Source organism: Vibrio sp. CyArs1 (genome assembly GCF_022432925.1).
GTDB lineage: Bacteria > Pseudomonadota > Gammaproteobacteria > Enterobacterales > Vibrionaceae > Vibrio > Vibrio mediterranei.
This window is the reverse complement of the sequence record NZ_JAKRBO010000001.1, coordinates 418108-443467: the sequence shown is the minus strand read 5'-3', so window position 1 is coordinate 443467 and position 25360 is coordinate 418108. Positions and strand designations below refer to the sequence as shown.

Annotated in this window: 19 protein-coding genes; 11 read left to right on the top strand and 8 right to left on the bottom strand. The window is 42.0% G+C overall.

Annotation, left to right across the window (positions count from 1 at the left end; translation table 11 throughout):
- The first annotated feature begins 90 nt into the window (after positions 1-90).
- Positions 91-492 (top strand): hypothetical protein, encoded by a 402-nt coding sequence (locus MMA19_RS02110; RefSeq protein ID WP_081411586.1) that lies wholly within the window; start codon positions 91-93, stop codon positions 490-492.
- 46 nt (positions 493-538) lie between these two features.
- On the opposite strand, the gene MMA19_RS02105 is transcribed toward MMA19_RS02110, so the two are convergent.
- Positions 539-1645: a mechanosensitive ion channel family protein gene (locus MMA19_RS02105; protein ID WP_124942092.1), complete on the bottom strand. Its 1107-nt coding sequence runs from the start codon at positions 1643-1645 to the stop codon at positions 539-541.
- Positions 1646-1892: 247 nt separating this feature from the next.
- A complete protein-coding gene (msrB, locus tag MMA19_RS02100) occupies positions 1893-3029 on the bottom strand; it encodes a peptide-methionine (R)-S-oxide reductase MsrB (protein WP_240205392.1) in 1137 nt (378 codons plus the stop codon).
- A 126-nt stretch (positions 3030-3155) separates the two neighbouring features.
- Here msrB and MMA19_RS02095 point away from each other — a divergent pair, with 126 nt between their 5' ends.
- The 4 genes from MMA19_RS02095 (at position 3156) to MMA19_RS02080 (ending at position 8788) form a co-directional block, all read left to right on the top strand.
- Positions 3156-3554 carry an OsmC family protein gene (locus tag MMA19_RS02095; RefSeq protein WP_124942090.1) on the top strand — a complete coding sequence of 133 codons (399 nt, stop codon included), beginning with the start codon at positions 3156-3158 and terminating at the stop codon, positions 3552-3554.
- A 12-nt stretch (positions 3555-3566) separates the two neighbouring features.
- Positions 3567-4436, top strand: coding sequence for a YdcF family protein (locus MMA19_RS02090; protein ID WP_240205391.1), 870 nt, complete (start codon positions 3567-3569; stop codon positions 4434-4436).
- A 100-nt stretch (positions 4437-4536) separates the two neighbouring features.
- Entirely contained in the window at positions 4537-7701 is a 3165-nt protein-coding gene (locus MMA19_RS02085) for a response regulator (protein ID WP_240205390.1), read from the top strand.
- A gap of 172 nt (positions 7702-7873) precedes the next feature.
- Complete coding sequence (locus tag MMA19_RS02080) at positions 7874-8788, top strand: alpha/beta hydrolase (protein WP_240205389.1); 915 nt, start codon at positions 7874-7876, stop codon at positions 8786-8788.
- Between the two features lie 49 nt (positions 8789-8837).
- Here MMA19_RS02080 and MMA19_RS02075 read toward each other — a convergent pair whose 3' ends face one another.
- Both MMA19_RS02075 and torT read right to left on the bottom strand, forming a co-directional pair.
- A complete protein-coding gene (locus MMA19_RS02075; RefSeq protein ID WP_006074898.1) occupies positions 8838-9293 on the bottom strand; it encodes a methylglyoxal synthase in 456 nt (151 codons plus the stop codon).
- A gap of 145 nt (positions 9294-9438) precedes the next feature.
- Positions 9439-10431 (bottom strand): TMAO reductase system periplasmic protein TorT, encoded by a 993-nt coding sequence (gene torT / locus MMA19_RS02070; protein ID WP_062461515.1) that lies wholly within the window; start codon positions 10429-10431, stop codon positions 9439-9441.
- Between the two features lie 92 nt (positions 10432-10523).
- Here torT and torS point away from each other — a divergent pair, with 92 nt between their 5' ends.
- From torS to MMA19_RS02055, 3 genes are all read left to right on the top strand, one after another.
- The gene (gene torS / locus MMA19_RS02065) at positions 10524-13445 is read left to right on the top strand and encodes a TMAO reductase system sensor histidine kinase/response regulator TorS (protein ID WP_240205388.1); all 2922 of its coding nucleotides are present in this window, start codon (positions 10524-10526) and stop codon (positions 13443-13445) included.
- A 74-nt stretch (positions 13446-13519) separates the two neighbouring features.
- Entirely contained in the window at positions 13520-13873 is a 354-nt protein-coding gene (locus MMA19_RS02060) for a hypothetical protein (protein ID WP_062461522.1), read from the top strand.
- 77 nt (positions 13874-13950) lie between these two features.
- On the top strand, positions 13951-14415 hold the full coding sequence (locus MMA19_RS02055; RefSeq protein ID WP_006074902.1) for an RES domain-containing protein: 465 nt from the start codon (positions 13951-13953) through the stop codon (positions 14413-14415).
- A 51-nt stretch (positions 14416-14466) separates the two neighbouring features.
- Here the strand turns inward: MMA19_RS02055 and MMA19_RS02050 are convergent, their stop codons facing one another.
- From MMA19_RS02050 to MMA19_RS02040, 3 genes are all read right to left on the bottom strand, one after another.
- A complete protein-coding gene (locus MMA19_RS02050) occupies positions 14467-14652 on the bottom strand; it encodes a hypothetical protein (protein ID WP_006074903.1) in 186 nt (61 codons plus the stop codon).
- Between the two features lie 30 nt (positions 14653-14682).
- The gene (locus tag MMA19_RS02045; RefSeq protein WP_240205829.1) at positions 14683-17037 is read right to left on the bottom strand and encodes a fatty acid cis/trans isomerase; all 2355 of its coding nucleotides are present in this window, start codon (positions 17035-17037) and stop codon (positions 14683-14685) included.
- Positions 17038-17188: 151 nt separating this feature from the next.
- Positions 17189-18421, bottom strand: a complete 1233-nt coding sequence (locus MMA19_RS02040; RefSeq protein WP_240205387.1) for an OFA family MFS transporter — start codon at positions 18419-18421, stop codon at positions 17189-17191.
- A 508-nt stretch (positions 18422-18929) separates the two neighbouring features.
- Between MMA19_RS02040 and MMA19_RS02035 the strand changes: the two genes are divergently transcribed.
- From MMA19_RS02035 to MMA19_RS02025, 3 genes are all read left to right on the top strand, one after another.
- Positions 18930-19295: a hypothetical protein gene (locus MMA19_RS02035; protein ID WP_006074906.1), complete on the top strand. Its 366-nt coding sequence runs from the start codon at positions 18930-18932 to the stop codon at positions 19293-19295.
- A 212-nt stretch (positions 19296-19507) separates the two neighbouring features.
- Complete coding sequence (locus MMA19_RS02030; RefSeq protein ID WP_240205386.1) at positions 19508-21541, top strand: TonB-dependent hemoglobin/transferrin/lactoferrin family receptor; 2034 nt, start codon at positions 19508-19510, stop codon at positions 21539-21541.
- A gap of 116 nt (positions 21542-21657) precedes the next feature.
- Positions 21658-22545: a LysR family transcriptional regulator gene (locus tag MMA19_RS02025; protein WP_240205385.1), complete on the top strand. Its 888-nt coding sequence runs from the start codon at positions 21658-21660 to the stop codon at positions 22543-22545.
- A 9-nt stretch (positions 22546-22554) separates the two neighbouring features.
- On the opposite strand, the gene MMA19_RS02020 is transcribed toward MMA19_RS02025, so the two are convergent.
- Positions 22555-25239, bottom strand: a complete 2685-nt coding sequence (locus tag MMA19_RS02020; RefSeq protein WP_240205384.1) for a bifunctional acetate--CoA ligase family protein/GNAT family N-acetyltransferase — start codon at positions 25237-25239, stop codon at positions 22555-22557.
- Between the last annotated feature and the right edge of the window lie 121 nt (positions 25240-25360).

Sequence of the window (25360 nt, the reverse complement as noted above, 5' to 3'; positions counted from 1 at the left end):
AGCCCTTGGCTAACCGAGGGCTTTTTTATTGAATTATACAGTATGGCATACTATTATGTGTGGCCTTATCATATTTTTAGGTTAAATATAATGAAGCTGTCTATCCATCATATCCTCATCGTCTGCTTTAGCGTTCTTCTTCCTACTACCGTAAGTGCAACCACATTGAGCAATGAACAACTCTGTACGGCAGGTCTAGCGCTTGCCATTGATAAACAACCACGTGGAATCAATACAAAAGGGCTAGCCGGAAAACAAATACTTCTGGCGTTAAAAGATGGTAACAACGACTGGGATTATCGTTGTCACGTGAATCGTTCTTCGAAAACAATAAAACTCGAGGCGAGAGAGTCTAGACTAAATGATGCTTACCTGAAGCAGGCTATCCGTTACGATGTTTCCAACAAGGCTAGATCCGTAGAGGTAAAGATGAAACGAAGAAATGGCGGATTCAAATCAGAAAAGTATCAAGCCAGACAACTCAAAAGCTAATGCGTTTTATGACGGAAAAGGGAGCATTAAATGCTCCCTTTTAAAGTCACTCGACAATGATGTCTTTCACAGTGGGGTGTTCATGAATCGAGACAGGATCAAGTTTCAAAGTTTGCGTAGGGTAGGCAATATCAGCGTCATTTTTCTTAATAATGTCCATTACTTGTAATAAGACATCTTGCTTTACTTCATGATAGCGAGCCCAGTTTACTGTTTTGGTAAAGGTATAGATAAAAAAGTTAAGCGAAGAAGGACCAAATTTATCGAAATTCACCATCAGTGTCTGTTTGGTGTCGATATCTTTATGATTTTCTAGCATGGTTTTCACTTCATCAACAATCTGACTGACTTTGTCTCCATCGTCATAACGAAGACCAATCGTTTCATAGATTCTGCGATTAAGCATACGTGAGGGATTCTCAACGACAATGTTGCTGAAAACAGAGTTTGGAACATAGAGTGGTCTTTTATCAAAGGTACGAATAATGGTCATTCTCCAACCAATACGTTCCACTGTTCCTTCTATTGCGCGGTCTGGAGAGCGTATCCAGTCACCGACCTTAAATGGGCGGTCAAAATAAATCATCATGCCGCCAAAGAAATTAGACAGTAGGTCTTTAGCCGCAAGACCAACAATTAAGCCACCGACGCCACCAAAGGTAAGTAAGCCTGATAGACTGAGGCCTAGCGCCTGCATTACCGTCAATATGCCTATGGAGATAAAAAACAAGCGCGCTACTTTTGCTATGGCCTGAACGGTCGTCTCATCGCGTTTTTTCTGAGCCAAGACATGCTCTTCAACGTTTTGAATAAGTCGAAGAAAAATCCAGATAAAGGTTGATATAACAAGCAGTAAGTCGACCTTATTTAACCAACTCGTATCTGATTCTGTATGAGAGGTCAGAACTAACCCAATAGATACGGTTGCAGGCCAGAGCCAAATGAGGACACTAATAGGAGACTTAACCGCTTTGATGAGTAGATCATCCCATACAAGACTGGTTCTTTGTGTCAGTGCTTCAAGTCGCCCATAGAATATTCGCCAAACAACCCAAAGAAGGAAACTACTGCCAGTGATAAGTAGTAGATTACTTAATAGATCGTAACCAAAAGATTGAATATAGTTTTGTAGCGTATCCATAGAACTGTTCATCGCCGTTAGAAACCTTTCTATTAACTCAATGTATTTGTTCAGATCAAACAATGAGTAAATGAATCGTAATTACCGGATATTACTCAGATTAATAAGGATAGTACATGCAGAAAGTGATTTTTGTTTTATGGCAACAAACCATTTTTTCAATACAAAAAGAAACGCGATACCGAGAGTAGACTGGTATCGCGTGCGTTCAACCTTTGAAAAATGAGCAACACTTGCAGCATAGGTTTATGCTGCCCACTTATTGGTCAAACAAAGCTAGGTATTGTTCATAACCTTGCTGTGCAAGCTTTGATTTTGGAATAAAACGCATTGCCGCTGAGTTCATGCAGTAACGCAGTCCTGTAGGCGCGGGGCCATCTTTAAACACATGCCCAAGATGAGAATCTGCAAATCTGCTTCTTACTTCAGTTCTTGGAAAAATCATCTTGTAATCAGTGTTTGTGACAATGTAACCCTCGTCTATGGGCTTAGTGAAGCTAGGCCAGCCGGTTCCCGACTTGTACTTGTCAGTGGAAGAAAAGAGAGGCTCTCCGCTAACAACATCTACGTAGATACCATCCTCTTTGTTATCCCAATATTCATTGTTGAATGGCTTTTCTGTACCATCTTCTTGAGTAACATAGAACTGTAAGTCAGTAAGGGTCTGTTTGATTTCATTGTTATCTGGCCTGGTATAACGCTTTACCGAAGTCTTATTCATTTGGTTATCTATCATTTGGCGAAGGGTCATTGGGTTATCTTTTCTATCTTCACCGAAAATCTCATCTAAGTATTGGTCGCGACCAGAATTGTATCGATAGTATTTGTATTTCAAGCTACTTTTTTTATAAAAATCCTGATGGTATTCCTCCGCAGGCCAGAAAGTATCAAAAGCAATCAACTCGGTAGCGAGAGGTTTTTGAAACACACCGAGTGTGTCTATCTCGGACATAAATCGCTCCGCAATCTGCTTTTGCTCGGTGTTATGGTAGAAAATAGCAGGGCGATATTGCGGCCCTCGGTCTACGAATGAGCCTTTATCATCAGTTGGATCAATATGACGAAAGAAGTAGTCAAGAACTTGCTCGTAAGAGACTTCGTCAGCATCATAGCTTACTTGAACAACTTCAATATGACCTGATTTGCCACTCGCGACTTGTCGGTATGTCGGGTTTTGCTGTTGACCACCCGCATAACCAGATACAACTTCTGTCACGCCAGGTAATTGTTCTAAATCTGATTCAGTACACCAGAAACAGCCACCCGCTAAAGTCGCGACCTCTTGATTCGCTCCTTTTGTTTTGGGTGAGTCAGCCATCCCCTTGCTCGGTACCATAAGCCAAAAAACTGGAACGGCCGCTACTAACGCAACAAGTAGTTTGGTGAAGTTCGTCATTTAAGCTCCAAATTAAGTAGTGTTTGTTATTTCTAGTAGACAGAGTGGCATGGGGAAAAATTTCAAATTGCCGTTTTATCGGTTACTATCTCAGTCCTTACAATCAGTCGGACTGCAGAGGTTTATATGCAAGCGGAAGTGAAATGGATCGAAGGATTCAAGTTTTTAGGACAATCTCAATCTGGTCATTCCATCGTGATGGATGGCAGTGGGGGTGATACCGCACCAAGTCCGATGGAAATGGTTTTAATGGCAGCAGGTGGTTGTAGCTCAGTTGATGTGGTAGACGGATTAAAGTCAGAAAACCAAGCCGTAACATCGGTAAATGCGAAGCTAACGACAGAACGACGTGAAACAGCACCAAGAATCTTTACCGCGATTAACATTCATTTCGAAGTCAGTGGTGACAATCTTGACGAAGCCTTAGTGGCTAAGGTAACCAAAGATTCATTAGAGAAATATTGCTCGGTATGTCTCATGCTTGGTGCTGGTGTTGAAATGACTCACTCTTGGGAAATTATTTAAAGGACGACATCGGTGAAAGAAAAGGAATTCGATCAACTTATCGTTGTTCTAGGAAAGCGCCTCAACAACAATGCACTCACTCTGGAAGGAATGTCTAGAGTTGAAGAAATCTTGCGTCATGTTGGCAGCAGTGACTGTAGCTCATCGATTATTGCCTTTTGTGGTGGCGTGACGAATGGACAGTCAGTTTCTGAGGCTCGATTAATGTTTGAAGCGTTTGAAGCTGGTCTTTCATCGATGGATAATTCCAACATTGGCGCTGTTTTGCTCGAAGAGGAATCAACAAGTACGGTGGAAAACATCATTCACTTGTCAGAAGTACTCTTAGAAAGTGAATTGCTACAAAATGGTGCGAAAATTGAAGTGAAGTTTGTTTCGAATGACTACCACTTGGTAAGGATGTTTACCATCCAGTCCTTACTCGATGAGCAAGGTTTGCTACGCTACCTAAAATCCGAATGCCAGCGTGCAGGGTTGAATTTAACTATCTCATCTGACATAAAGTCACATTTCCCAGTACCTTATCCTCACTACTGTGTAAATGGACAGTTGTTTCTCTTACTCGATGAACTGACAACTTACCGTGTGTATTTGGAGGGGGTTAGGGATAAGGTGTTTAGACGTCCTTTATCTGAAGTAATCGTAATACCGTTATCCATTGCCCATCGTGCATTAGCGCAGTTAGAAGATCTCGTTTCGCCTACATCTCATGCTGTGTTGTATGACCAACTGCCGGCCTTGAAGGCAGCAGTTGAAAGAACATCATCAACAGAGAACACCAGTGACATAGAGAACGATCTTTCTTTATTCGACACTGTATTAAACTACCTAAATCGATGTTTGGATCCTGAGCGGGACGAGAGTATTAAGTGGTGGCGATAACAGACTTCTGGTGAAAATTATCATTAAATTAGTCGATTAGTTCGACCTGTCTCTATGATGTCCTACACTCAAAGTATCTAAACTTTAGTTGGGCAAGGGAATGAGGCAACTTAACTTTTGGAATAACTTGTCGGTTCAACGCAAAATGGTTTTACTTGTGTTGTTACCGATAGTGCTGATTATTTTCTTGGCATCTCGTCAGATTTCTACCCTAAATCTCCAACTAAACAACCTTGAAAAAGTAGAAGCGTTAGTACGCTTTTCTGAAATTCTTTCCGATACACAATCACAGTCAAATTCTACGCGACTTGAAAAGGCGACTGTTGAGCTTTCCCCTGTGCTTGATTCTCTCCAACAATATGCGGCAAAAATATACGGTGTAGAAGATTTAAAGCGGATTGATAACCTTCTTGTTGATTATTTTGAAACGCTTGAATCGATTAGAGATAGCCAAGATATAACGGAGACCCATGAGCTAGTTGATTGGCAAAATGAGAGTTACAAGCAATTACTGTTGTTTGTAGAGAAAACTCCATTAACGGCTGTTATTCCACAAGTCGATGGGCACTTGGTATCTCTCGCACAGTTAGAGTGGCTAATGTTCTGGGCTGGAGAAGAAATCTGGCAGATCAATGCGTTAGTAAATGGCAATCAACTAAACAGTGAAGCTATGCTATCAGCAAGAGAGTCGATAATTAACTTAGTGCAGAGCCAGCAACTTTTTGTAGAAAGGTTTATCGCGATAAATGCGGATGAAACTCAAGTTAGTTTGCTATTGAAAGCCTTTTCTAACGCTGCTTTTGAGCAAAGCAGTGTTTTTAGAGAGCAGCTTTTAAACACCAAGAGTGCAAACGCTTTATCTGTAGCTGATATTAAGCTTGGAATGGAAGCGCTAGACTTGAGGCTCAATCTAATTCAAGGCGTGTCTCAGTCTATTGAGGTACAACTTAGAAGTGAAATTAGAGAACTTGTCTCTGGTTTTGAAAAACAAAGACTGCTGTTTTTAACACTAGTTGGCGTTCTAACCATCTTAGTGGTCGGTATTGGGATAAGTCTTGCTCATCGTGTAACTCGTAATTTGAGTTTGGTTCTATCTTACTTGGAGAATGAAAAAAGTACTGGAGACATACCGCTTACGGCTCGAATTGGCGGTAAAGACGAATTGAGCCGCTTTGCTCGTGAGGTCGAAAGGTTGACGAACGAACAGCAAGAGAGTCAACGTAATCTGCTTGAAGCTAAAAACGCAGCCGAGCATGCGAAAGAAAATGCCATCGAAGCAAGTAAAGCAAAGAGTAGTTTTTTAGCAAACATGTCACATGAAATTCGTACCCCTCTAAACGGTGTTATTGGTATTTCTGAAGTCTTGTCTGATACAGACTTGACTGCTACTCAAAAAGATTACGTTGATACGATTGAGACCTCATCCCAGCTGCTATTAAGCCTAATCAATGACATCCTAGACTTTTCGAAGATTGAATCAGGGATGCTTCAAATCAACCCGCACTCAACTTCTATACGGGAAACGATTTATGACATCGCATCGATCGTGGCACCAAAAGTCAAAGAGAAAGGCATAGAGCTAAACGTTGATATCGACCAGAACGTTCCGTTTCGTGTTCTTGCAGATGATCATCGCATGCGTCAAGTGTTAATGAACTTTATGTCTAATGCCGTTAAATTCACTGATAAAGGTAGTGTTACCATAGGAGTACACTATCAAGGCGAGTCTAATAACATGGCGTCGTTGATGTTTGAAGTTCAGGATTCGGGTATTGGCATCGACAAAGAAAGGCAATCCAAAATCTTTGAAGCGTTTGCTCAAGAAGATGACTCCACAACGCGACAGTTTGGAGGTACGGGTCTTGGATTAGCGATCAGCACTCAATTGATTGAATTAATGGGAGGGGAAATCCAACTTGATTCAGTGAAGGGAGTAGGGAGTCGCTTTTACTTCACACTAGAATTGGCCATTGATGAAAAAGAGTACCAGCACCGCAGTCCATTACTCTTCGATGAGCTCGTTATTGTTTGTGATGCGTCGGCCTATGAACGCCGTTTACGTACTGAACTCGACTTTTATCAGCTGAACATTGCTCGGGTTTGTCGCTCAATTCAAGAGGCTGACTTACTCAATCCACAAAAGAAAACTTTATTAATTTATGTTGAAGGTGGAGATGTCAGTTCTGATAAGGATGAAACACGCTTTGCAGAGATCCAAGCTAACCGAACGGCAATATGTTTAATCAGACAGTTTGAAAGCTCGAATAAGGACTTTGGCAATAACATTTGCGCACTCATTACTTACCCTTTACTGGGTAATCGACTTTTGAAATCGCTCGAGGCGTGCTGCCGGACGTTAGATAAAGGGCTAGCTACTCGAAACATCGACACTTATGCTACTAAACGAGTCAAAGTCTTATTAGTTGAAGATAATATCGTGAATCAAAAAGTAGCTAGCCTGCACCTTAATAAAATGGGGCTTGAATATGATGTTGCGAACAACGGTGTAGAAGCTATTGAGCATTACAAGAAAGATACGAGCTACGCGTTTATTTTGATGGACTGTATGATGCCTATTATGGACGGATTCGAAGCGACAGAAAAAATACGCAGTTACGAATCTAATAATCATCTACCTCGGACTCCAATTATTGCTTTGACAGCTAGTGTAGTCGATGATGACATTCAGAAGTGTTTTGACTCGGGTATGGATGATTATGTTCCTAAGCCCTTCAAAGCCGAAATACTCAAAGAAAAGATCGTGTCGGCGATTGAGCTTAAAGGCGCGGTTGATAGTCCTATCGTACTCGATAACAAGATATCGATTGAACAGACACCTAAATCTAATCCAGGACCGGAAGAGACTCAATCAGTGTCTGATGCTCACTCTTCTGGAAGAGTTCTGTTGGTGGAAGATAATTTAGTTAATCAGAAGGTTGCATCACTACATCTCAAAAAAGCTGGGTTTGATTACGTGATAGCGGCTGATGGCCAAGAAGCATTGGAGCTATTTATCAGTCAAGGTAAGTTCGATGTCATTTTGATGGACTGTATGATGCCAATAAAGGATGGCTTTCATGCAACACAGGATATACGCTCGTACGAGAAAGAGAATGGATTGAACCCAACGCCAATAATCGCGTTAACAGCCAGTGTGGTCGATGATGATATTCAGAAGTGTTTTGATGCAGGAATGGATGCTTATGTGCCAAAGCCTGTACGCAGAGAAAAACTCCTACATGAAATGAACAACTATCTGTCTTAGTTTTTCTAGACCTAGTCTTTTTAACAATGGCATTGCGGGGACACATATAACGTCACGAAAGATAGCAATGCCATTGTACTATTAAATAAAGGCATACTTTGTTCGCTTTATTAGGTGAACCATCACAACGAAACACCTACTATGAGTAAACCTAAATTACGCGAGTGTTTCGATGCTACTTATCTCTATTTCAATTCTTATATTTGCTGCTTTATTGTTACCCATTATTCGTAATACAGAGAAGGGTTCCCTCGACCAATATAGTCGAGCTCTGGTGCCTGGGAGAGTGATTAAACTGTCAGAGGGTTATGTTCATTATGAATTACAAGGTGACGAATGTGGCGAGGTAGTGGTTCTGGTTCATGGTTTTTCCGCACCCTCATATATGTGGGAGAAAAACATATCTTCGCTTGTTAGTGCAGGCTACAGAGTGCTTACGTTTGATTTGTATGGACGCGGTTTCAGTGATCGACCTAATACAACCTATGATTGCCAACTATTTGTTAACCAGATAGAACAGTTAACACAGGCAGTTGTGCCGAAGGATAAATTTCACTTGATTGGTTTGTCTATGGGAGGCGCAATAGTGTCGGGCTACACTTCAACATTCCCACACAAAGTACTGAGTGTGGGTTACATTGCACCGTTTAATCAGCCTATTGACCTTGGTCCATTGACATTACCTGTCATTGGCAAATGGCTTGGATATAGTTTCTTTATTCCGAAGCTTGCCGCCAATCAACTTAATGATTTAGTCTATCCGGAAAAACAGCCAAATTGGGAAAAGAGGTTTGCAGAGCAAATGCAATACAGAGGTTTCAGAAGAGCCATTATCGATACGGCTATTAACCTAATTTCCAAAGACCCTAGCGAAGATTATAAAGTAGTCGGGCGAAGTGGCATAAACAAATTGGTTATTTGGGGTGATCAAGACAAAGTAATACCAGTTAAAGATGCTAGCTGGGTAGTTGACATGTTGGGTGAAAAAACAACATTAGTGTTATTGAAGAATGCTGGTCACGTATTGCAGTTTGAGGCGGCTGAGCAAGTGAATGTTGCACTGTTGGAACATTTAGCTCGGAGTTAAAGTAGCAAATTGACAGCGCCAGTAAGTTACTGGCGCTTTGTTTGAATGCCTAGACTCGCTCAGCTAAATACGCATCGTAATCTGGAACTTCGATTTCAACTTCTTGCTCTAGAAGGTTGGACTCAAACAAGAAGTTGGCCGTTGCACGGTTTGTGGCGACAGGGATATTCCAAACGCTAGCGATACGCAGTAGGGCTTTAACATCAGGATCATGCGGCACCGCGTTTAGTGGGTCCCAGAAGAAAATCAGCATGTCTAATTTACCTTCAGAGATCAACGCACCGATTTGTTGGTCGCCACCCATTGGGCCACTAATCATACTTTTGATTGCTAAGCCGGTCTCTTTACTTAACATGTGGCCAGTGGTGCCAGTGGCGTACAAAAAGTGACCTTGTAACTTTTCTTTGTTCTCTTGTACCCAACGCAGCAATTCTGGTTTGTAATGGTCATGTGCGACCAATGCAATGTGTTTATGTGCTGGCATGGTACGAATGGTTTTTTGCATTTGACTCAATTCCTAAGTGTTTATCTTCCAATTCCAATAACCGAGTATTGTCACATTGATTATTGGAATTGAAAGGTATTCAGATACTTTGATGTTAATAGTTGTATTACTCAGTATCAATGAAGATAACTGATATCTGTGACAGTTAATCTCCTTGGACTGAGAAGACAGGTCGGTAGCCTGTAGGAGATAGTGATTTTTCAATCGCTAGACTCGATAAGTGTGTCGGTGAAAGTACTTCAATACTCGGTGCTTGGTCTTTTTGAAATGGAATACCTCTCAAGTAAGAAGTGGCTTGGAGCAATGAGAGGCGACCTTGTTCAACCATTTTGTCTGTTGGAGCTAGTTGAACTTTATCTCGCAGTAACCCACGGTAAACACCGTGACTGAGGTAGATGGACAAAAGCTCAATACTATCTTCTTTCCCAGAACTTCGTAGTTCACTGATTGCTGCTTCAATCGCAACAGCGCTCCCAACAATATAGGCCAGACTATCGTGGTCCTCTATAACCTTTTGAACCAAGTTACGCTGTAACTCTTTGTCATTGTCAGCCCATAGAGTTTCTACTACATTGATGTCGCTATCTTTGATAGCTTCGAGAAACCCAAGAATGACGGGCTTCGTGCCACCACTAGAGCGAGGACCAGGTAGCAATGCTACAGGGGTGTTTCCTGAGCCCTTGGGGTGTTTCTTGGCAAGATAATCTCCAACTCTGTAACCCATCCAATACCAATCAACGCCAACCACGCCTTTCACGTGTTTAGATTGTTGTTTGTCGACGACAAGGTGATTAACGGTTGCAAAAACTGGTACATCACCTGTATAGACCGATAAATCGTGTGTGAATGCGGTAGGCGAGACGGTGCCCAGTATAATGGCATCCGCGTTCCATTGACGACAAGCACTTAACTGAGCCCTTTGTTTATCAATATTAGGGTAGCCACCAGACTCTAACACTTTCAACTCTACTTTTTGCTCTTTGGCTTCTTGAACCATGCCGTAGTTAACGGATAGCCAATAGGAATCTTTGAGGTGAGGATAAATTGCACAGATCTTTTCTTGAGACGCGATGGCTTGCGAGCTAGAAATGAGCAAGGCAGCAGAGAAAATGGAATGGAATATGTTTTTTTTTGACATTGGTTAATCGTTTAGTGGCATCTCTATCTTCAACACTGCAAAATATAGCGTACTATCAAAGAGTAAAGAAGTGGATTCTGCCGGAGTGGTTAATGTTACTCGCTAAAGCCAGTATTGGCCGTAAATTATTATTCTCGTTTCTTGTTATGGCGATGTTGGTTCTGTTATCAACGGCTATTGGTGTATCAGGGTTCTCTTTTGTTGCTAAAACAGAGCGCAATGTAGTCGATACCGCTATTCCTTCAATGCTCGAAGCGCGTGAAGTATCAGAGTTGAGTACTCGTATCATCGCTTCTGTCCAAACCTTGTCTAATGCGAAAACCAAAGAACAACACCAAGAAGCCGGCAAGGTGTTATTTTCACGCTTAGAAGCGCTCCTCACTCATATAAAAACGTTAGGTTCAGACTCATTTGATTCGCAATTGCTCAACGAGCTTGAGAACTATGTCCAATCAATTATTGATAGTCTTGTCGAGCTTGGAGTTGCTGTGGAGCAATCTATTACACTGGATCAGTCTATTGATGATGAAGTCGAGCTTCTAAGAGTAAAAGCAGAAGAACTCGAGCAGCTAACGCGCACTCAGGTTCTTAACACCAGTACTATCGCCGTTGCGAACGTCACTCACATATATCGCTTACTGGAGCAAGAAAATAAAGCCGATGCCCTAGATGCGCTAGATAGTTTGGTAGAAGTCGACCTTGACTTGTCGGAACGATTACATGAGTTGCACTTATTGGCTTTTAAGACTCTAAATCAAATTGAGGAGAGTCGTACCGTTTCAGATCTCGGCCGAATTGAAGAACTGCAGAAGGACTACCAAAACAACATCAGTATTATGACAAGACGAGTCAAAGGGGTTGAAGACCCAGCTCGTTCTAAGCAAATGAGTGAGCTTTTGGCTGAACTATCTCAAGGAAAGCGCGTTTTCTCATTACTTACTCAGAAACACAATGTTAGACAACGCTCTAAGACGTTGATGCAAGAGACCCTAGAACAGTTTACGTCGTTAAACTCCACGGTGTCTAAGTTGGTCGATCAATCAAATGCGGCGACCACGAAAGCAGTGGCTGAGCTATCTTCGACATTAAGTTTTGCGCAATGGACGTTAACTCTTTTATCTATTGCAGGTTTTGTCGTTGTTGTTTTGATTGTATGGCGAGTGGTTTATGTGTCCGTAGTGAAACGTCTAGGTGAATACTCATCAGCACTACTTTCCATTGCTAAAGGCCAGTTAAAGGTGGATGTCACCGTCAAGGGTAATGATGAACTTGCTCATATGGGACAAGCCATCATCACCGCTCGCAATACTGCTCAGGCACTTAAAGTGGTTGCTGAGGCCGAAGCAGCGGCAAAAAGAGAGCTTCAAGAGCACAAAGAACATCTTGAAGAGATTGTGGCGGATCGAACGCTACAACTTCAGAAGAGTAATGAACGATTAAATCAAGAAGTTCTTAACCACGCTAAAGCGAGAAATGCTGCGGAACAGGCCAACCGCGCTAAATCAGCATTCTTGGCGACAATGAGTCACGAAATACGCACTCCTATGAATGGAGTTCTAGGTACAGCGGCTTTAATGGAAGAGACACCACTAAACAACCAGCAACAGAAGTTTCTGGATGTCATTAATCGAAGTGGTCAGAACCTGCTTGCGATTCTCAATGATGTGCTCGATTACTCTAAAATAGAAGCAGGGCATTTAGAAATCAGAAATAAGCCGTTTGATCTTTATCGTATGATCCAAGACTGCTATCAACTTATGTTAGGCAAAGCTTTAGAGAAAGGTCTCGACTTTAAATTTCATATCGAAAGTGACGTGTCTGATGTCTATTGTGGCGATGTAACTCGATTAAGCCAAGTGCTTAATAATCTCGTTGGTAATGCTATTAAGTTTACACCTTCCGGCCAAGTGGATATATACGTCTCACTCGATCCAGATGACGAAACGTGTGTCATGATTGAGGTCTCAGATACAGGAGTTGGTATCAGCCCTGAGGATCAGCTCAATCTATTTGACGCATTTACTCAAGCTGAAAATGGGTATTCGACTGCAGGCGGCACTGGGCTTGGCTTAGCGATCAGCCAAAAATTGGTCAAAGCGATGAATGGGGCAATTTACGTTGACTCCTACTTAGAAGAAGGTAGCCGCTTTTGGTTTGTTGTTCCACTGGAGCAATGCACTATAGATAAACAAGAAATAATCCAACCGCTTGGTATCACTAAAACGGTAAATGGCCGCATCCTGTTGATTGAAGATAATGCGGTTAACGCAATGGTGGCTGAAGGCTTTTTAATGAATATGGGACACCATGTCATTTGCGCTGAAAGTGGCCATGATGCAAAACATATTTTTTCTCATAACGACTTTGATATCGTCCTAGTTGATATCAACCTTCCTGACTGCAATGGCGTTGACCTGATGCATCAACTTCGTGAAATCGAAGATTCTCAAGCACAAAAACATCATGCGCCTATGATCGCCGTTTCTGCTCACGTATTTAGTGAGGAAGTTGAGAGCTACTTAGAAGCAGGTTTTGATGGCTACCTTCCGAAACCCGTAGATAGGGAAGCGTTAAAAGAGATGATACAAACGAAGTTAAAAGGCCGCGATTTCGAAATGAAAAATGAAGAACATGTAATTTCTACTCATGAAGAACCTGCTATTGAACAAACGGGTATTATCGATCCTAGTATTATTGAGGCAGACATCAAAGTGCTAGGAATCGAAAGAATGGCCAAGATTGTAGACGCATTTACTCGTACAAGTGAGCAGACATTACACGAGTTAGAACAAGCCGCACAAATTGATAATGCTAAAGATATTAAGGCGTTAGCCCACAAAATGAAGGGCTCTGCAGGCTCTCTTGGCTTAAGTAGACTTTTTGAAATCTGTTTATCCATCGAATCTTCAGAAGATCAACTTGGACGATATTTAGAACTGCTGGAACCTTTGGTTGCGGCTCAGAGAATGTCCGTAGACTCACTGATAGCAGTACTGGATAAATATACAGATTGAACCAAAAGGTGACTACTTGCTGATGTTGACTTATAATTGACGTAATATCATGTCATTAATTTGTCGAGGTGCCAATGTTGAGTTTACAACGTGAAGGGTTAGAAGATCCCAAACTATGGGCCAACGCGTTTTACACGACAGTTGATCATATCGCTTTATTTGTGGACTTACCTGTTCAGTCATTAAAACGAGTGGACCGCATAAAGCAAGCGAGAATTCAAACCCGTCTTTTAGAGGTCCATGCACTTTTAAGAAGGGTTCAACCTTGGTTTTCGAGTGAGCAAGCGGCTTGGTCATGGTTTATTGGAGAACCGATCGCCTCGTTTGGTAGATTGACGCCTTCGGAGATCATTAAGCAGTATAAAGCTGACGGTGTAGTCGCACTGAACGATTATATTACAGCAAAAGAAATGGGTTCTTTTGAGTGATTTTGAGTCAAACCAACCCATTGATATCCAGCCTGCTTTCTGCACCTTTAACTAGGTATCAAGGCGTTTGTTATCGAATGCACAACCCCGTTTGGGCATGGTCTCCACTAAGTACTGAAGGGGCTGCGCGCGTGGGTGGGCGATTCAATCCTAAGGGATCACCGGCACTTTACTTAAGTTTGAAGCCGGAAACGTGTATTGCCGAGGTAGCTGGTGGCGCATCAACACGTTTGCTCGATCCGATGACGCTATGCTCATACCATATCGACATAAATGGAGTACTCGATTTACGTTTATATTATCAAGAGTTCTCTCCTGGTTGGCGACTTGAGCTGTTGAAGAAAAAACAGCCTTTGGGCTGGGCTCTATATCAAGCACTTCAACAACGTCCTGAGGTTAAAGCTTTATTAGTACCTAGCTATCAAATGGTAGGCGAGTATAACTTGGTCGCGTTTCGTTGGGAGGATGGTGAAATCACCTTATATGATCCGGATGGGCGTCTCGCTGCGGTGTATGGTGATCAGCTCACTATTAAATCATGAAACAGAAAAAGGGCTCAAATGAGCCCTTTGCATTAGATTGTCCTTGATGGTTTACCGTTCGTCTTCATAAAAGGTGCGATGTTCAATCGCATAAGGGTCTTCATCAAGTCCTCTGTTTGAGAGTCCTCTTAAATGTTCAAGTTGGTGTTCCAACATATTTACGGCCTCGTAGTCGCCGTCTGAACAGGCAACATATATCTGTTGCTCGATGGCTTCAATGCTATCTTTAATGCTCATCATACACCTCCTAAGAGTTCCGGAGAGCACCTATCTGTTCTCAAATCGATTATAGTCCAAAAGACCAAATTCGATAGGCTGGGTGCGTTGGTAAAACTCATGAACGCGGTCGCTAAAACCCCAGAATTCATTGCTACTACGTCTAACTGCATAATTGTCTAGCAGTTTTATGTAACTCTGTTCATCCTGAATATTTTTAAGTTCGTTAACGAAATTTCTGATTTCGCGCTCTTTGAGAGTTAGGTACGCAGCAGGGTAGCTGCCGATCACTCCACGCACAAATGTGAGACTGTCATTCTTGTAATCGCGGTTGGCTTCTTCTGAAAATAAGCTCGAAATATTAATGTGAGCATTATTGTGCAGTAGCGTAAATAACTGTTCATTACCTGACTCGGTTTCTATCATAACCATAATGATCTGTGGTACGGATTTAAGTCCTTCACCTGTGATGCTATCGATCTGCTGAAGCAAGGCTTCATTTTCTGCAGAAAGACCTGTGTTGACGATTTTAAATCGGTCATGCAGCACTGGCTCAAGTTTGGCTTCAATCTTGTCAAATAGCTCAGATTTGTAATCTGTGGTTAAGTAAAGCTCTTGAGTTGGTTGACTAAATGGTTTGATGTTTCGTTGTAAGAAAGCACTAAATTGCGGACTTTGGTCTTGATACCAACTACTGAACTCTTCATGTCTAACTGTATTTGGTAACAGAGCCAAAAAGTTACTTTCTCCTTCCATACGCAAGAAGTCCATAAACATACGAGTGATAAGTTGATGGCCAAAGTTCCCATAAACATCAAAGCCTGCGACGAGTAGGTAATGAATACGCTCAAGCAGCGCATAGTCTAAGATCCATGCCGTTTTGGGTTTAGTACCAACTAGGCCTTGAACAACCGATGCACTGTCGAAATGCCTAAAGACGGTTAGCGCAGCATTTGGGTTCTCGCCATCCCCGGTCCAAAGTACATCAGTTGTCAGATGCTTTCCGCCCTTAAACCACGTGTTCATAAACTCAGATTTAGCCTCAAGGTATCGAGCCTGTTGATTCGAATACTTGACCCAGTTAGTGATTGGGACGGTATTGCTTTCTAGCTCACTAGGGAGCTTTAAGTTGTCAGCTTGATCTTGATAAAATTGGCTTACCGCAGGTATATCGGATTTCTCTGGATCTAAAAAGAACACCCAGAAACGATCGTTAATTACATTAAGCGCTAGCTGTCCGCGACAAACAGGCCCTTTGATATACGCCATAATAGTGTTTTGTGCGTTGTCTAACATAAAGCTAAAACGCGCTTTCACAGGTATGTCCTTGAAGGCCGTCATAGGGTTAGCTGCTATATTGATGTCGTAGCTTGGCAAGGCCTGAACGACATAATCCGGTTCAATAAACCATTCATACCATTGTTCCAATTTCTGATCGTTAAGTGCAAACGGCATATGGGTTTTATCAACAATGGTGCTTCGAACGGGAACAAGACGATAGTAGACACGGTCCACGCCCGGTGCGTCATAAGGCCTTCTGGTGACGATACGTTTTAATGGTTCTCCTGGAGGAGTTGATGAACGAACAATGGTGAAAAATCGATGTTGAGACTCAATCTCTGAAAAATACAAGTGAGACAAATACAAATGTTCATATATATAGCGAGCGGCAAGTTGGTTTTTGCGAGCACTTTTGTTTAATAATACTTCATACTTGTCGACCATCATTTGTTCTTCTGCATTCAGCGGAATAGGCGCGTTCATTTTTGCTCCCGCACTCAACCAAGCAATCAGCGTTTGATACTCCGATGGTTCCAAATTAGGCATGCCAAAAGGCATTCCCCAGAGCGGATAATCTGATTCATAAGCGTCATATTCTTCAATGGTCGGGCAAACTTGAGTGCGATCAATAGAGAAATCAAAACCTTCAAGTTGTGCCGTTTCTGGAAGAGGATGTCTGGCTTTTTGAGTGATCATTCGAGAGACCAGTCCAGCGTCCAAGTTACCAGCTAATGTTTGCTGACGTTCGTTCAAAACAGGAAAGAAACCGAGTTCTCGCCACTCAGAGGTATTTTGTGCGTCTTCAAACAATCGCGTTGGTTGAGATGCCGTTAAGCGAGTACCTTGATATACCATTTCTTTACTAGCACCTCGGTCGATTCCATCAACAGAGGATAATTTTAGCTGACAAGGTGCGTCATAGCATGCATGACATACAACACAGCGGTTATCGATGATTGGTTTTACTTCAGTAAGAAAGTAATCCGCAGTGGGCGAGGTTGGGGTAACAGTTCTTTCTCGGACTTCTGGTTTCCCAAATAGCTGGTCATAGTTTAAGCCGGCGTAAGTGGCGCAACCAGAAAACACCAGTACAAGTAAATAAAGGACAATACTTTTCGTTTTCATCATTAGCTCTCAATGCTACGCAAATTGCGTTCAAATTCCTTGTTATGCATAGTGCTAATTTTTGTTAATAAATCAATATTTTTCCAACGTTTAACAAAAAAAAGGCTCAACGGAACGTTGAGCCTTGATGAAACAATATTAGATAGAGCTGTTAAGCCGCTGAAAGTTGCGCCGCTTTTTGCTCTGAAATTGGTTTAGTGATGAAAGACAGAACCACACAAACGCCCATCATTGCAGCTGAAATTGTGTAGGCCAGGTTATAACCGCCGCCGTGAGTCATTGAGTAACCAACGATTGCTGCACCGATTGCACCGCCAATACCCCAAGAGGTGTAAAGTACGCCGTAATTAGTACCGTAGTTCTTAAGACCGTAATATTCCGCAGTTAGAGAAGGGAATACAGCTAGAAGCGTACCGTAACCAACTGCAGCAACAGCGGTACCGATAATTAGCATGAATTCGCTAGTGAAAGTCGAAAACATCACCATGTTTACGCCTTGTAAGACAAACGCAAGCATCAGCGTACGAACGCCACCAATTTTATCCGATAGGATACCCGCTGCAATACGACCACCAGAGTTGAAAATAGCCAGTAATGAAGCTAGGTAAACAGCATTTGGTAAGTTAGCTTGAACACTCGCGATATTTGTGATGTTACCAATGATCATCAAACCGGCTGCCGCTGCAAATGCATACATGCTCCAAAGCGAGTAAAATTGAGGTGTTTTAAGCATCGCTTTCCAACCAATATCGGTCGCCTTTTTCACCTGAACTGGTGCTTTGCCTGCTTTTACTTTTGGTTCTTCAGGAATGTAACCTGCTGGTGGGTTATTGATAGTAGCAGCAAGTGGAACCGCAATGATTAAGACACCAACACCTAGAACCATAAACGCAGAACTGATCCCCATTTGTCCAATCAGAGATGAAGTCAAAGGTGCCAGGTAAACCGCCGCTAAACCGAACCCAGCGGCGATTAAGCCATTAACCATACCTTTTTTGGAAGGGTGGAACCACTTCATCGCAGATGGAGAAAGACAAGCGTAGCCAAAACCGATACCTGCGCCAGTGATAACACCAAAGGTAATATTTAGCATTAAAACTGATTGAGCAAAGCTTGACGCGATCATGCCTAAGCCAGTTAGTGCTGCACCTAAAATTAGGATGTTACGTGGACCCATACGGTCTTGAAGAATACCCGCAACTAAAAGACAGATCGAGAAGGTGATGGTTGCAATAGCATAAGGTGAAGATGCATCAGCAGCACTCCAGCCCCATTCGCTAACTAACGCTTTATTGAAGACACTCCAAGCATATAGGATGCCAAGACAAAGGTTGATACAGAATCCAGCAATTAGGATTCGCATAGCTTTATCAATCTTGCTCATTTTGGTTCTCTGATATTTCGAACAATGTTCGGGGGTTAAAAATTCAAATTAAGTTTGCGTTTATCAACACATGTCGCAAATGAGCGCGGATTATAACCAATAAAACTGTGATTGGAATCGATTTCTTTGAATTAGTTCAAATAAACTCAATCATGTAAAATTAGGCACATCTTTAGGTTAATATTTTGTTTCATTGATTGTGTTTCCGGTTCTGTTCACAGAAATTCAAATTAATTCGAATACGCTTTTATGTAATTTAATTGTTAACCAGGTTGCCATTGGTATAGGTAAAATACGTAACATACTGTAAATAAAGGCAACCAGGGGTAAGTTGTGTTATCTATTTGTTACGGCAAAAATAGCGTCGATTTAAACAAAGAAATTGCGTAAAAAACGTGCTTGAATTTCGATAAAATAACGCAGACAATACATGTAAAATGAGTTTGCATATTTGAAAAATGGATATTTCAAATACTATTTTTCTATTTTGTTGAGGTAGCTTATGTTCATGACTAAGATTTTAATGTTGCTTGGTGTTTCACTTGGAGCAGGTTATGCGGCAGCTGATCACCTTCACTCATACCTTTTAGGCTTATCTATTGCTTCACTGGCAGTAGGGGCTTGTTACATGATTGCTTTTGCAAGTACTCGGTTCCCTCAGTTTGCTATGGGCTTATTGTTGTTAGGTACAATGGCCAAATTGACCGTTACTGTAGTTGGTGTTGGTCTCAGTATCTCAAATGACCTGATTACATCTCCTATAGTTTTTGCACTTTCATACCTGTTCTACATTATTGCAGTAAGTTACTTGTGGTTTAGCTATAGAGATAGCATTACTCCAACGCCAAAAGTGATGAAGTCATCCTTGGCTTAAAGATATCATTCAAGTTTTCTAAGAAAGGAAGGGGTTACCTTCCTTTTTTTGTGCCTAAAAGACTATATAAAATAGAGCGCATATTATCGTGTAAATCAATGTAAAGATGAAAATAATTACCATTAACGCAAGTGGAAATGATAGTAATTCGTATTTATATTTGTAATAATTAACATCCTTGATGTGATTCGAACAGATATAAAGAAGGAACTATGAAACTTAAACTGTCGATTATCGCTAGCTCAGTGGTGCTAGCACTTTCTTCAAATGCTATGGCAGAAGAGGATGTGTCCTCTCTAAATGAAGTGGTTGTAACGGGCTCTCGAGCGGAAAAAACGGATCAGGACAAAACTCGTTCTGTAGCTAAGGTGGATTTGGAGAAGCTCGATGAAATCCAGCCCAACTCGGTAGCAGAAGCTATAAAATACGAACCCAACGTATCGATTGACGGAGCAAATGTACCAGGAAATCAATCAATAAACATTCGAGGATTAAGTGGTAACAAGGTTCTTCAAATTATTGATGGCAACCGCCAAAACATGCAGTACGGACATCGACCTACTTACTTTTTAGACCCTTCTCTTTTAGGTAGCGTTGAAGTTGTAAAGGGACCTATAAGTTCATTGTATGGCTCAGGAGCTATTGGTGGTGTAGTAGTACAAAATACATTGAGTGCCGACGATATCCTTGAAGACGACGGTTTAGGTGGTCGTGTTAAAGTAGGTTATCAAGACAATGGAGATGTTTGGACTAACACAGCGGCGTTAGCTAACAAAAAAGACAACATCGATTGGATTCTTGCAGGTAGTTATAAAGATAGTGGCTATATGAAGCAGGGGGATGGTTCAACGCTTTATGGAACAGAAGCGACTAATAAAACAGGTCTAGCAAAGTTTAATTGGCAAATTAACCAAGCTCATAAACTCGGTTTCAATCTACGTTATGCGGATCTGGATGGACACCCGCCCGTAGTTGGCGATTCTAGTGGGCAGCTTAACGACCCTGATTCTTTAATTAGCCGTAGGACTAAAGATCAATCTTACGGCGTTGACTACAGCTTCAACCCTAACAATGAATGGGTTAACCTAGAAGCATCTCTTTATAGAAATGACACCAAGATTACAGAGAACGATCCATCGATTAACGGAGACGATATTTCTCAGTTAAATACTACCGGCTTTAACATTACAAACCAGTCTGAATCTGGAAGACTGAAACTATTTACCGGTGTTGATGGATACTTAGACGAACTAGATGCACATCGCGCTGCTTCTGTCTCGGGAAGACCTGAATTACCAACAGATGCACAAACGTCTGTTATAGGAGCGTTTGGTTATATCAACTACCAAATCATTGAATCTGTAGTTGCTGACATTGGCGTACGTTACGACTCTTTTACATCGAAAGCGAAAGGGTACGATGACAATAAACAGTCTTCTTGGTCACCTTCTGTTGGCCTATTTTGGCAAGCGCAACAATGGATGGCATGGTCAGTACGTTACGATGAAGCATTTAGAGCTCCGGACACGTCAGAACTTTTTATGAGCGGAACGCATTTTGCTTACTACCCTGGCGGGCCCAGCAACATCTTTGTACCAAATCCAGAACTAAATCCAGAAAAGTCGCATAATATTGAATTGAAGGGCCAATTTAACTTTGAAAACGTGTTTGCGGATGACTCTTTAGACATAACGGCAGCAGCTTTCCAGAATAAAGTTAAAGACTTCATCAATCTAGATGTCGACATGACTCCAGCAGGAACTTGCAATCCTCCGGGCTCCTTTGAGGGTTGTGCTGGTACAAGTAAATCAAGCAATATAGATAACGCTGAGCTTACGGGGTATGAAGTCGCCGCTGACTATCGTTGGCAACAACTATTAGTTGGTCTTTCTTACGGACAGACTCGTGGTAAAGATACCGATACTGATGAATGGATTACTAACATTCCGGCGGATAAATGGGTTGCACATTTACAATATGGTTTTTGGAATATCGACACCAAAATCGGTACTAGGGCTACTTTCGTAAGTGCACAGGATCGAGTTCCAACAGGCTACACCGAGGGACCGTTTGACTCTTACCAACTTGTTGACTTTTATGCATCTTGGGAACCTACAAGCAACCTCGAAGGGCTAAAGGTTGATTTATCTTTAATTAATGCCTTTGATGAAAATTACAGAACAGCATGGACGCAAGTATATCAACCAGGTCGTTCTGTTCGCTTAAATGCTCAATATACATTTTAATATGCTCAGATTTTAAAATGCTATAACGTAGAAAAGCGGCTTCTAAATGAAGTCGCTTTTTTTATTCGCGCTAGGTTGTATTATATATTTATCTGTTTCATTGATAAGGAAGTTAAGTGCATAACCCCATAACACTAGAAGCCCTTCATATTCTTGACGCTATAGAAAGAAGAGGGTCGTTTGCTGCAGCTGCATCAGAACTCGATAAAGCAACGTCATCCCTGAGCTATCAGATTCAAAAACTTGAACAAGATTTAGATATTATGATCTTTGATCGTTCGGGCCACAAAGCATCGTTAACGGATGCAGGGAAGCTAATTCTAGAGAGAGGACGAGTCATACTCCAAGCCACAGAGAATATGGTCAATGAGGCACGTTTACTCGCAAACGGCTGGGAGCTCGATCTTACTATTGCATACGACAGCATTATTCCTGTTGGCAATTTTTTTGATTTAGTTGATAAACTTGGCATGGTCAGCAAAACCAGAATCAAACTAGAGGAAGAGGTGTTAGCGGGTTGTTGGGAGGCCTTAAATGAAGACCGTTGCGCTTTGTTGGTGTGCCCTCAACCTGAAGTAGTGCCTCAAGGGGTGAAAACACAAATACTCGGCCCTATGTCGATGACCTGGGTCGCTGCAACGGATCATTATGTACATAAACGCAGTGGTGTGTTTGACAGTAGTGCTCGTGAAAAATATCGAGTTATTGCTATCGCCGATACTGCGAGAGAACAACCTGCATTAAGTGTAAATATCCTGGAGAAGCAACCTCGTCTTACCGTATCAAACTTAGTCACTAAAATAGATGCATTGGTAAAAGGGCTTGGGATTGGGACCTTACCAACACAAGTAGCTGATACCTTGATCAAAGAAGGTAAGCTCAAACGAATCAAAGACACCGATGAAGCGACCATAGATATCGTTATGGCTTGGAAAAGAAACAATATTGGAGAGGCCAAGTCCTGGTGTATACGCCATTTAGCCAACACTTGGGATCTACAATAATTGCTCAAATCATCGATTTAATACTAAAACCATATCTGCCACACCATCTTCGAATTGTACGTCTAGCTCAAAACCCAATTTTTGGGCTAGCGTCAGCATCCCACGGTTTGTTGGCATGGTCATTCCAGAGATCTGTCTGGTGTTCTTGCTTTTACAATAATCAATAATTTTATTCATTAATACACGCCCAAGCCCTTTGCCTTTCAAATCAGAACGTATCAAGATGGCGAACTCGGCGTCAGAATTATCGGGGGTAACTAAAACTCGAGAGACTCCTATGATGTGTGGATTAGCGTAACTAAGGTCGACAGCAACAAATGCCATTTCACGGTCGTAATCGATTTGAGTTAAGTTTGCTAACGCCTCATGGTTGAACTCACCGACGTCTGAGAAAAAACGCTTATAAAGGTCTTCTTTGGTGACGTTATTAATGAAATCTGCATGAAAGGGTTCATCCTCAGGTCGAATAGGGCGTAACGAGATTTTTGAGCCATCCTTCAATGTTATGAGCTCCTCCATCTCAGTAGGATACGGCCTGATTGCAAGCCGAGCTTGAGGTTCTCCTTCGTAGCCTTTTATTACCACTGAAGCATCTAATATAGTGATGTCATCACCATTCAAAAGGAGTGGGTGGATATCTAATTCGTGTATCTCAGGACAAGCGACAATGATCTGTGAAATCTTCACTAAAAATTGAGCTAAGTTTCCAAGATTCACAGGATTCGGAGATTGCTGGAACCTTAACGTTCCTTTGTTGATTGCATTAATAATTAAGTAGCGAGCGAGAGCCATATTGACTGGTGGCAATGCGGTGACCGCCTCTTTTTCAATTTTCCAGTCTGAACCACCTTGGCCTAGAAAGATTGCTGGCCCGAACGTAGCATCAGTGATGACTTTGACGCGAATCTCTTGACCACCTGCAATCTTAGCCATTTGTTGTACCGTCAATCCTTCAATCCTTGCTTCGGGATAGGAGAGCTTGGTTCGATCGAGTATTGACTGTGCCGCGCTACTGACTTCATTAGCATCTCTCAAGTTTAACATGACGCCATGTATATCAGATTTGTGAGCAATATCAGGAGAACGAAGTTTTACTGTGACAGGGTAACCTATGTTTTCTGCTAGGTGTATCGCCTCTGTTGGGTCATGAGCCAACCAAGTGGGAAGAGTAGGAAGCTCAAATAAATCAAATAGTTGTTCGCAGATATGAGATTCGAGTTGCGTGAACTCTTTATCTTCTGATATGGATTCAACATGGGATGCGAGCCATTCGTGAGCTTTAGAAAGCTGCTCTGTGGTATACGAGTCTGTCGTTGTTGGTGTTTCCATTAATTGCCATTGATTTCGTCGGTATTCGACCAAATGCATGAAGGCCGTGACTGCGCTCTCAGGCGTTCTGTATGTTGGTATACCATGATTGGTAAATAGAAGGCGGGCGGCTTTAGCTGTCGCTTCTCCAGACCAGTTCGTCAAAACATTAAATCGTTTAGATTTGGGGTGTTTTTGGATCGTTTCAATGAGCTTCGCAGCCGTTTGCTGCGAATCCGCTGTGGCAGATGGGCTATGCATGATTAGAATAGCATCCACATCATCACTGTCTAAGACTATGCTCAGTGCGTCACAGTACCTTTTCGCGGTTGCATCACCGACAAGGTCGATAGGGTTCCCATTGGACCAAGTATCAGGTAGAACCTTAGACAGTCTAGATATTGTGTCATCAGAAAGTTGGGCGATACTGCCGCCTCGATCGGTTAACGTATCCAAAGCCATGTTTGCTGGGCCAATTCCGTTGGTTATTACAGCCAGTCTTTCTCCACGGAGTGGGACGGAATGTGTTAACGTTTCTACTGCTGCGAATAGTTCATGTGTGTTATTTACCCTAAGCATACCGGCGCGCTGAATCGCCGAGTCGTAAACGATATCAAATGAGTTGGATTCATTGCCTTTGACTAAATTAGTCAGGTTGTTTCTACCTGCCTTTAAGACCAGAATCCGACGGTTACGCGATGCCGCACGCGCTGCCGACATAAAACGGCGAGCATCGCGAATAGAGTCTACATACAAGAGAATGGATTCGGTCTTACTGTCTCGAGCTAGGTAATCAAGTAACTCATCGAAATCCACATCCAATCCAGAACCAATGGATAAGAACGCTGAAAAACCTATGCTCTTATCATTGGCCCAGTCAAGTATAGTAGTACAAACCGCTGATGATTGAGATATGAACGCTAGTTTACCTGGCTTACAGTTAACAGGAGAAAATGAGGCATTGAAGTTTTGCCAAGGTAAAAGGATGCCGAGGCTATTTGGACCTAATATACGCATGCCAGACTGCTGCGCTATCTGAAGGCATTTTTGTTCTATCGTTGTCGCATCATCAAACGGACGACTCATATCTGATGCCATTACGATAACGGTTTTAACGCCAGAAATCGCAAGATCATTGAATAAATCTACGTTTCGCTCGCCTTTAGTGCACAAGATAGCTACGTCTGGTTTTAGCGGAAGTTCACTCACTGCGCGATAGCAGAGTATGCCGTTAACAGATTTATATCGAGGATGAACGGGCAAAATCGTACCTTGATAACCTCCCAAGAGAAGGTTTTTAATCACTACGCTACCTGCTCGATGAGGCTTTATCGATGCGCCGATAACAGCAATAGAAGATGGCTTGAAAAGAGTGTCTAACGACATGGTTTACCTCTACAACAGTAAAAGACGACAGTGACCTACAAATGATCCTTATGAGACGTAACTATAGTAGTCTAGGAAGGCATCACTTAGACACTGTTGGCTCCTAAAATTAGACATAACA

What these genes read in the sequence shown, in the direction of transcription:
- MMA19_RS02110 (WP_081411586.1), top strand. Translation starts at nt 91, where the DNA reads ATGAAGCTGTCTATCCATCATATCCTCATCGTCTGCTTTAGCGTTCTT.
- MMA19_RS02105 (WP_124942092.1), bottom strand. Translation starts at nt 1,645, where the DNA reads ATGAACAGTTCTATGGATACGCTACAAAACTATATTCAATCTTTTGGT.
- msrB (WP_240205392.1), bottom strand. Translation starts at nt 3,029, where the DNA reads ATGACGAACTTCACCAAACTACTTGTTGCGTTAGTAGCGGCCGTTCCA.
- MMA19_RS02095 (WP_124942090.1), top strand. Translation starts at nt 3,156, where the DNA reads ATGCAAGCGGAAGTGAAATGGATCGAAGGATTCAAGTTTTTAGGACAA.
- MMA19_RS02085 (WP_240205390.1), top strand. Translation starts at nt 4,537, where the DNA reads ATGAGGCAACTTAACTTTTGGAATAACTTGTCGGTTCAACGCAAAATG.
- MMA19_RS02080 (WP_240205389.1), top strand. Translation starts at nt 7,874, where the DNA reads ATGCTACTTATCTCTATTTCAATTCTTATATTTGCTGCTTTATTGTTA.
- MMA19_RS02075 (WP_006074898.1), bottom strand. Translation starts at nt 9,293, where the DNA reads ATGCAAAAAACCATTCGTACCATGCCAGCACATAAACACATTGCATTG.
- torT (WP_062461515.1), bottom strand. Translation starts at nt 10,431, where the DNA reads ATGTCAAAAAAAAACATATTCCATTCCATTTTCTCTGCTGCCTTGCTC.
- torS (WP_240205388.1), top strand. Translation starts at nt 10,524, where the DNA reads ATGTTACTCGCTAAAGCCAGTATTGGCCGTAAATTATTATTCTCGTTT.
- MMA19_RS02060 (WP_062461522.1), top strand. Translation starts at nt 13,520, where the DNA reads ATGTTGAGTTTACAACGTGAAGGGTTAGAAGATCCCAAACTATGGGCC.
- MMA19_RS02055 (WP_006074902.1), top strand. Translation starts at nt 13,951, where the DNA reads ATGCACAACCCCGTTTGGGCATGGTCTCCACTAAGTACTGAAGGGGCT.
- MMA19_RS02050 (WP_006074903.1), bottom strand. Translation starts at nt 14,652, where the DNA reads ATGAGCATTAAAGATAGCATTGAAGCCATCGAGCAACAGATATATGTT.
- MMA19_RS02045 (WP_240205829.1), bottom strand. Translation starts at nt 17,037, where the DNA reads ATGAAAACGAAAAGTATTGTCCTTTATTTACTTGTACTGGTGTTTTCT.
- MMA19_RS02040 (WP_240205387.1), bottom strand. Translation starts at nt 18,421, where the DNA reads ATGAGCAAGATTGATAAAGCTATGCGAATCCTAATTGCTGGATTCTGT.
- MMA19_RS02035 (WP_006074906.1), top strand. Translation starts at nt 18,930, where the DNA reads ATGACTAAGATTTTAATGTTGCTTGGTGTTTCACTTGGAGCAGGTTAT.
- MMA19_RS02030 (WP_240205386.1), top strand. Translation starts at nt 19,508, where the DNA reads ATGAAACTTAAACTGTCGATTATCGCTAGCTCAGTGGTGCTAGCACTT.
- MMA19_RS02020 (WP_240205384.1), bottom strand. Translation starts at nt 25,239, where the DNA reads ATGTCGTTAGACACTCTTTTCAAGCCATCTTCTATTGCTGTTATCGGC.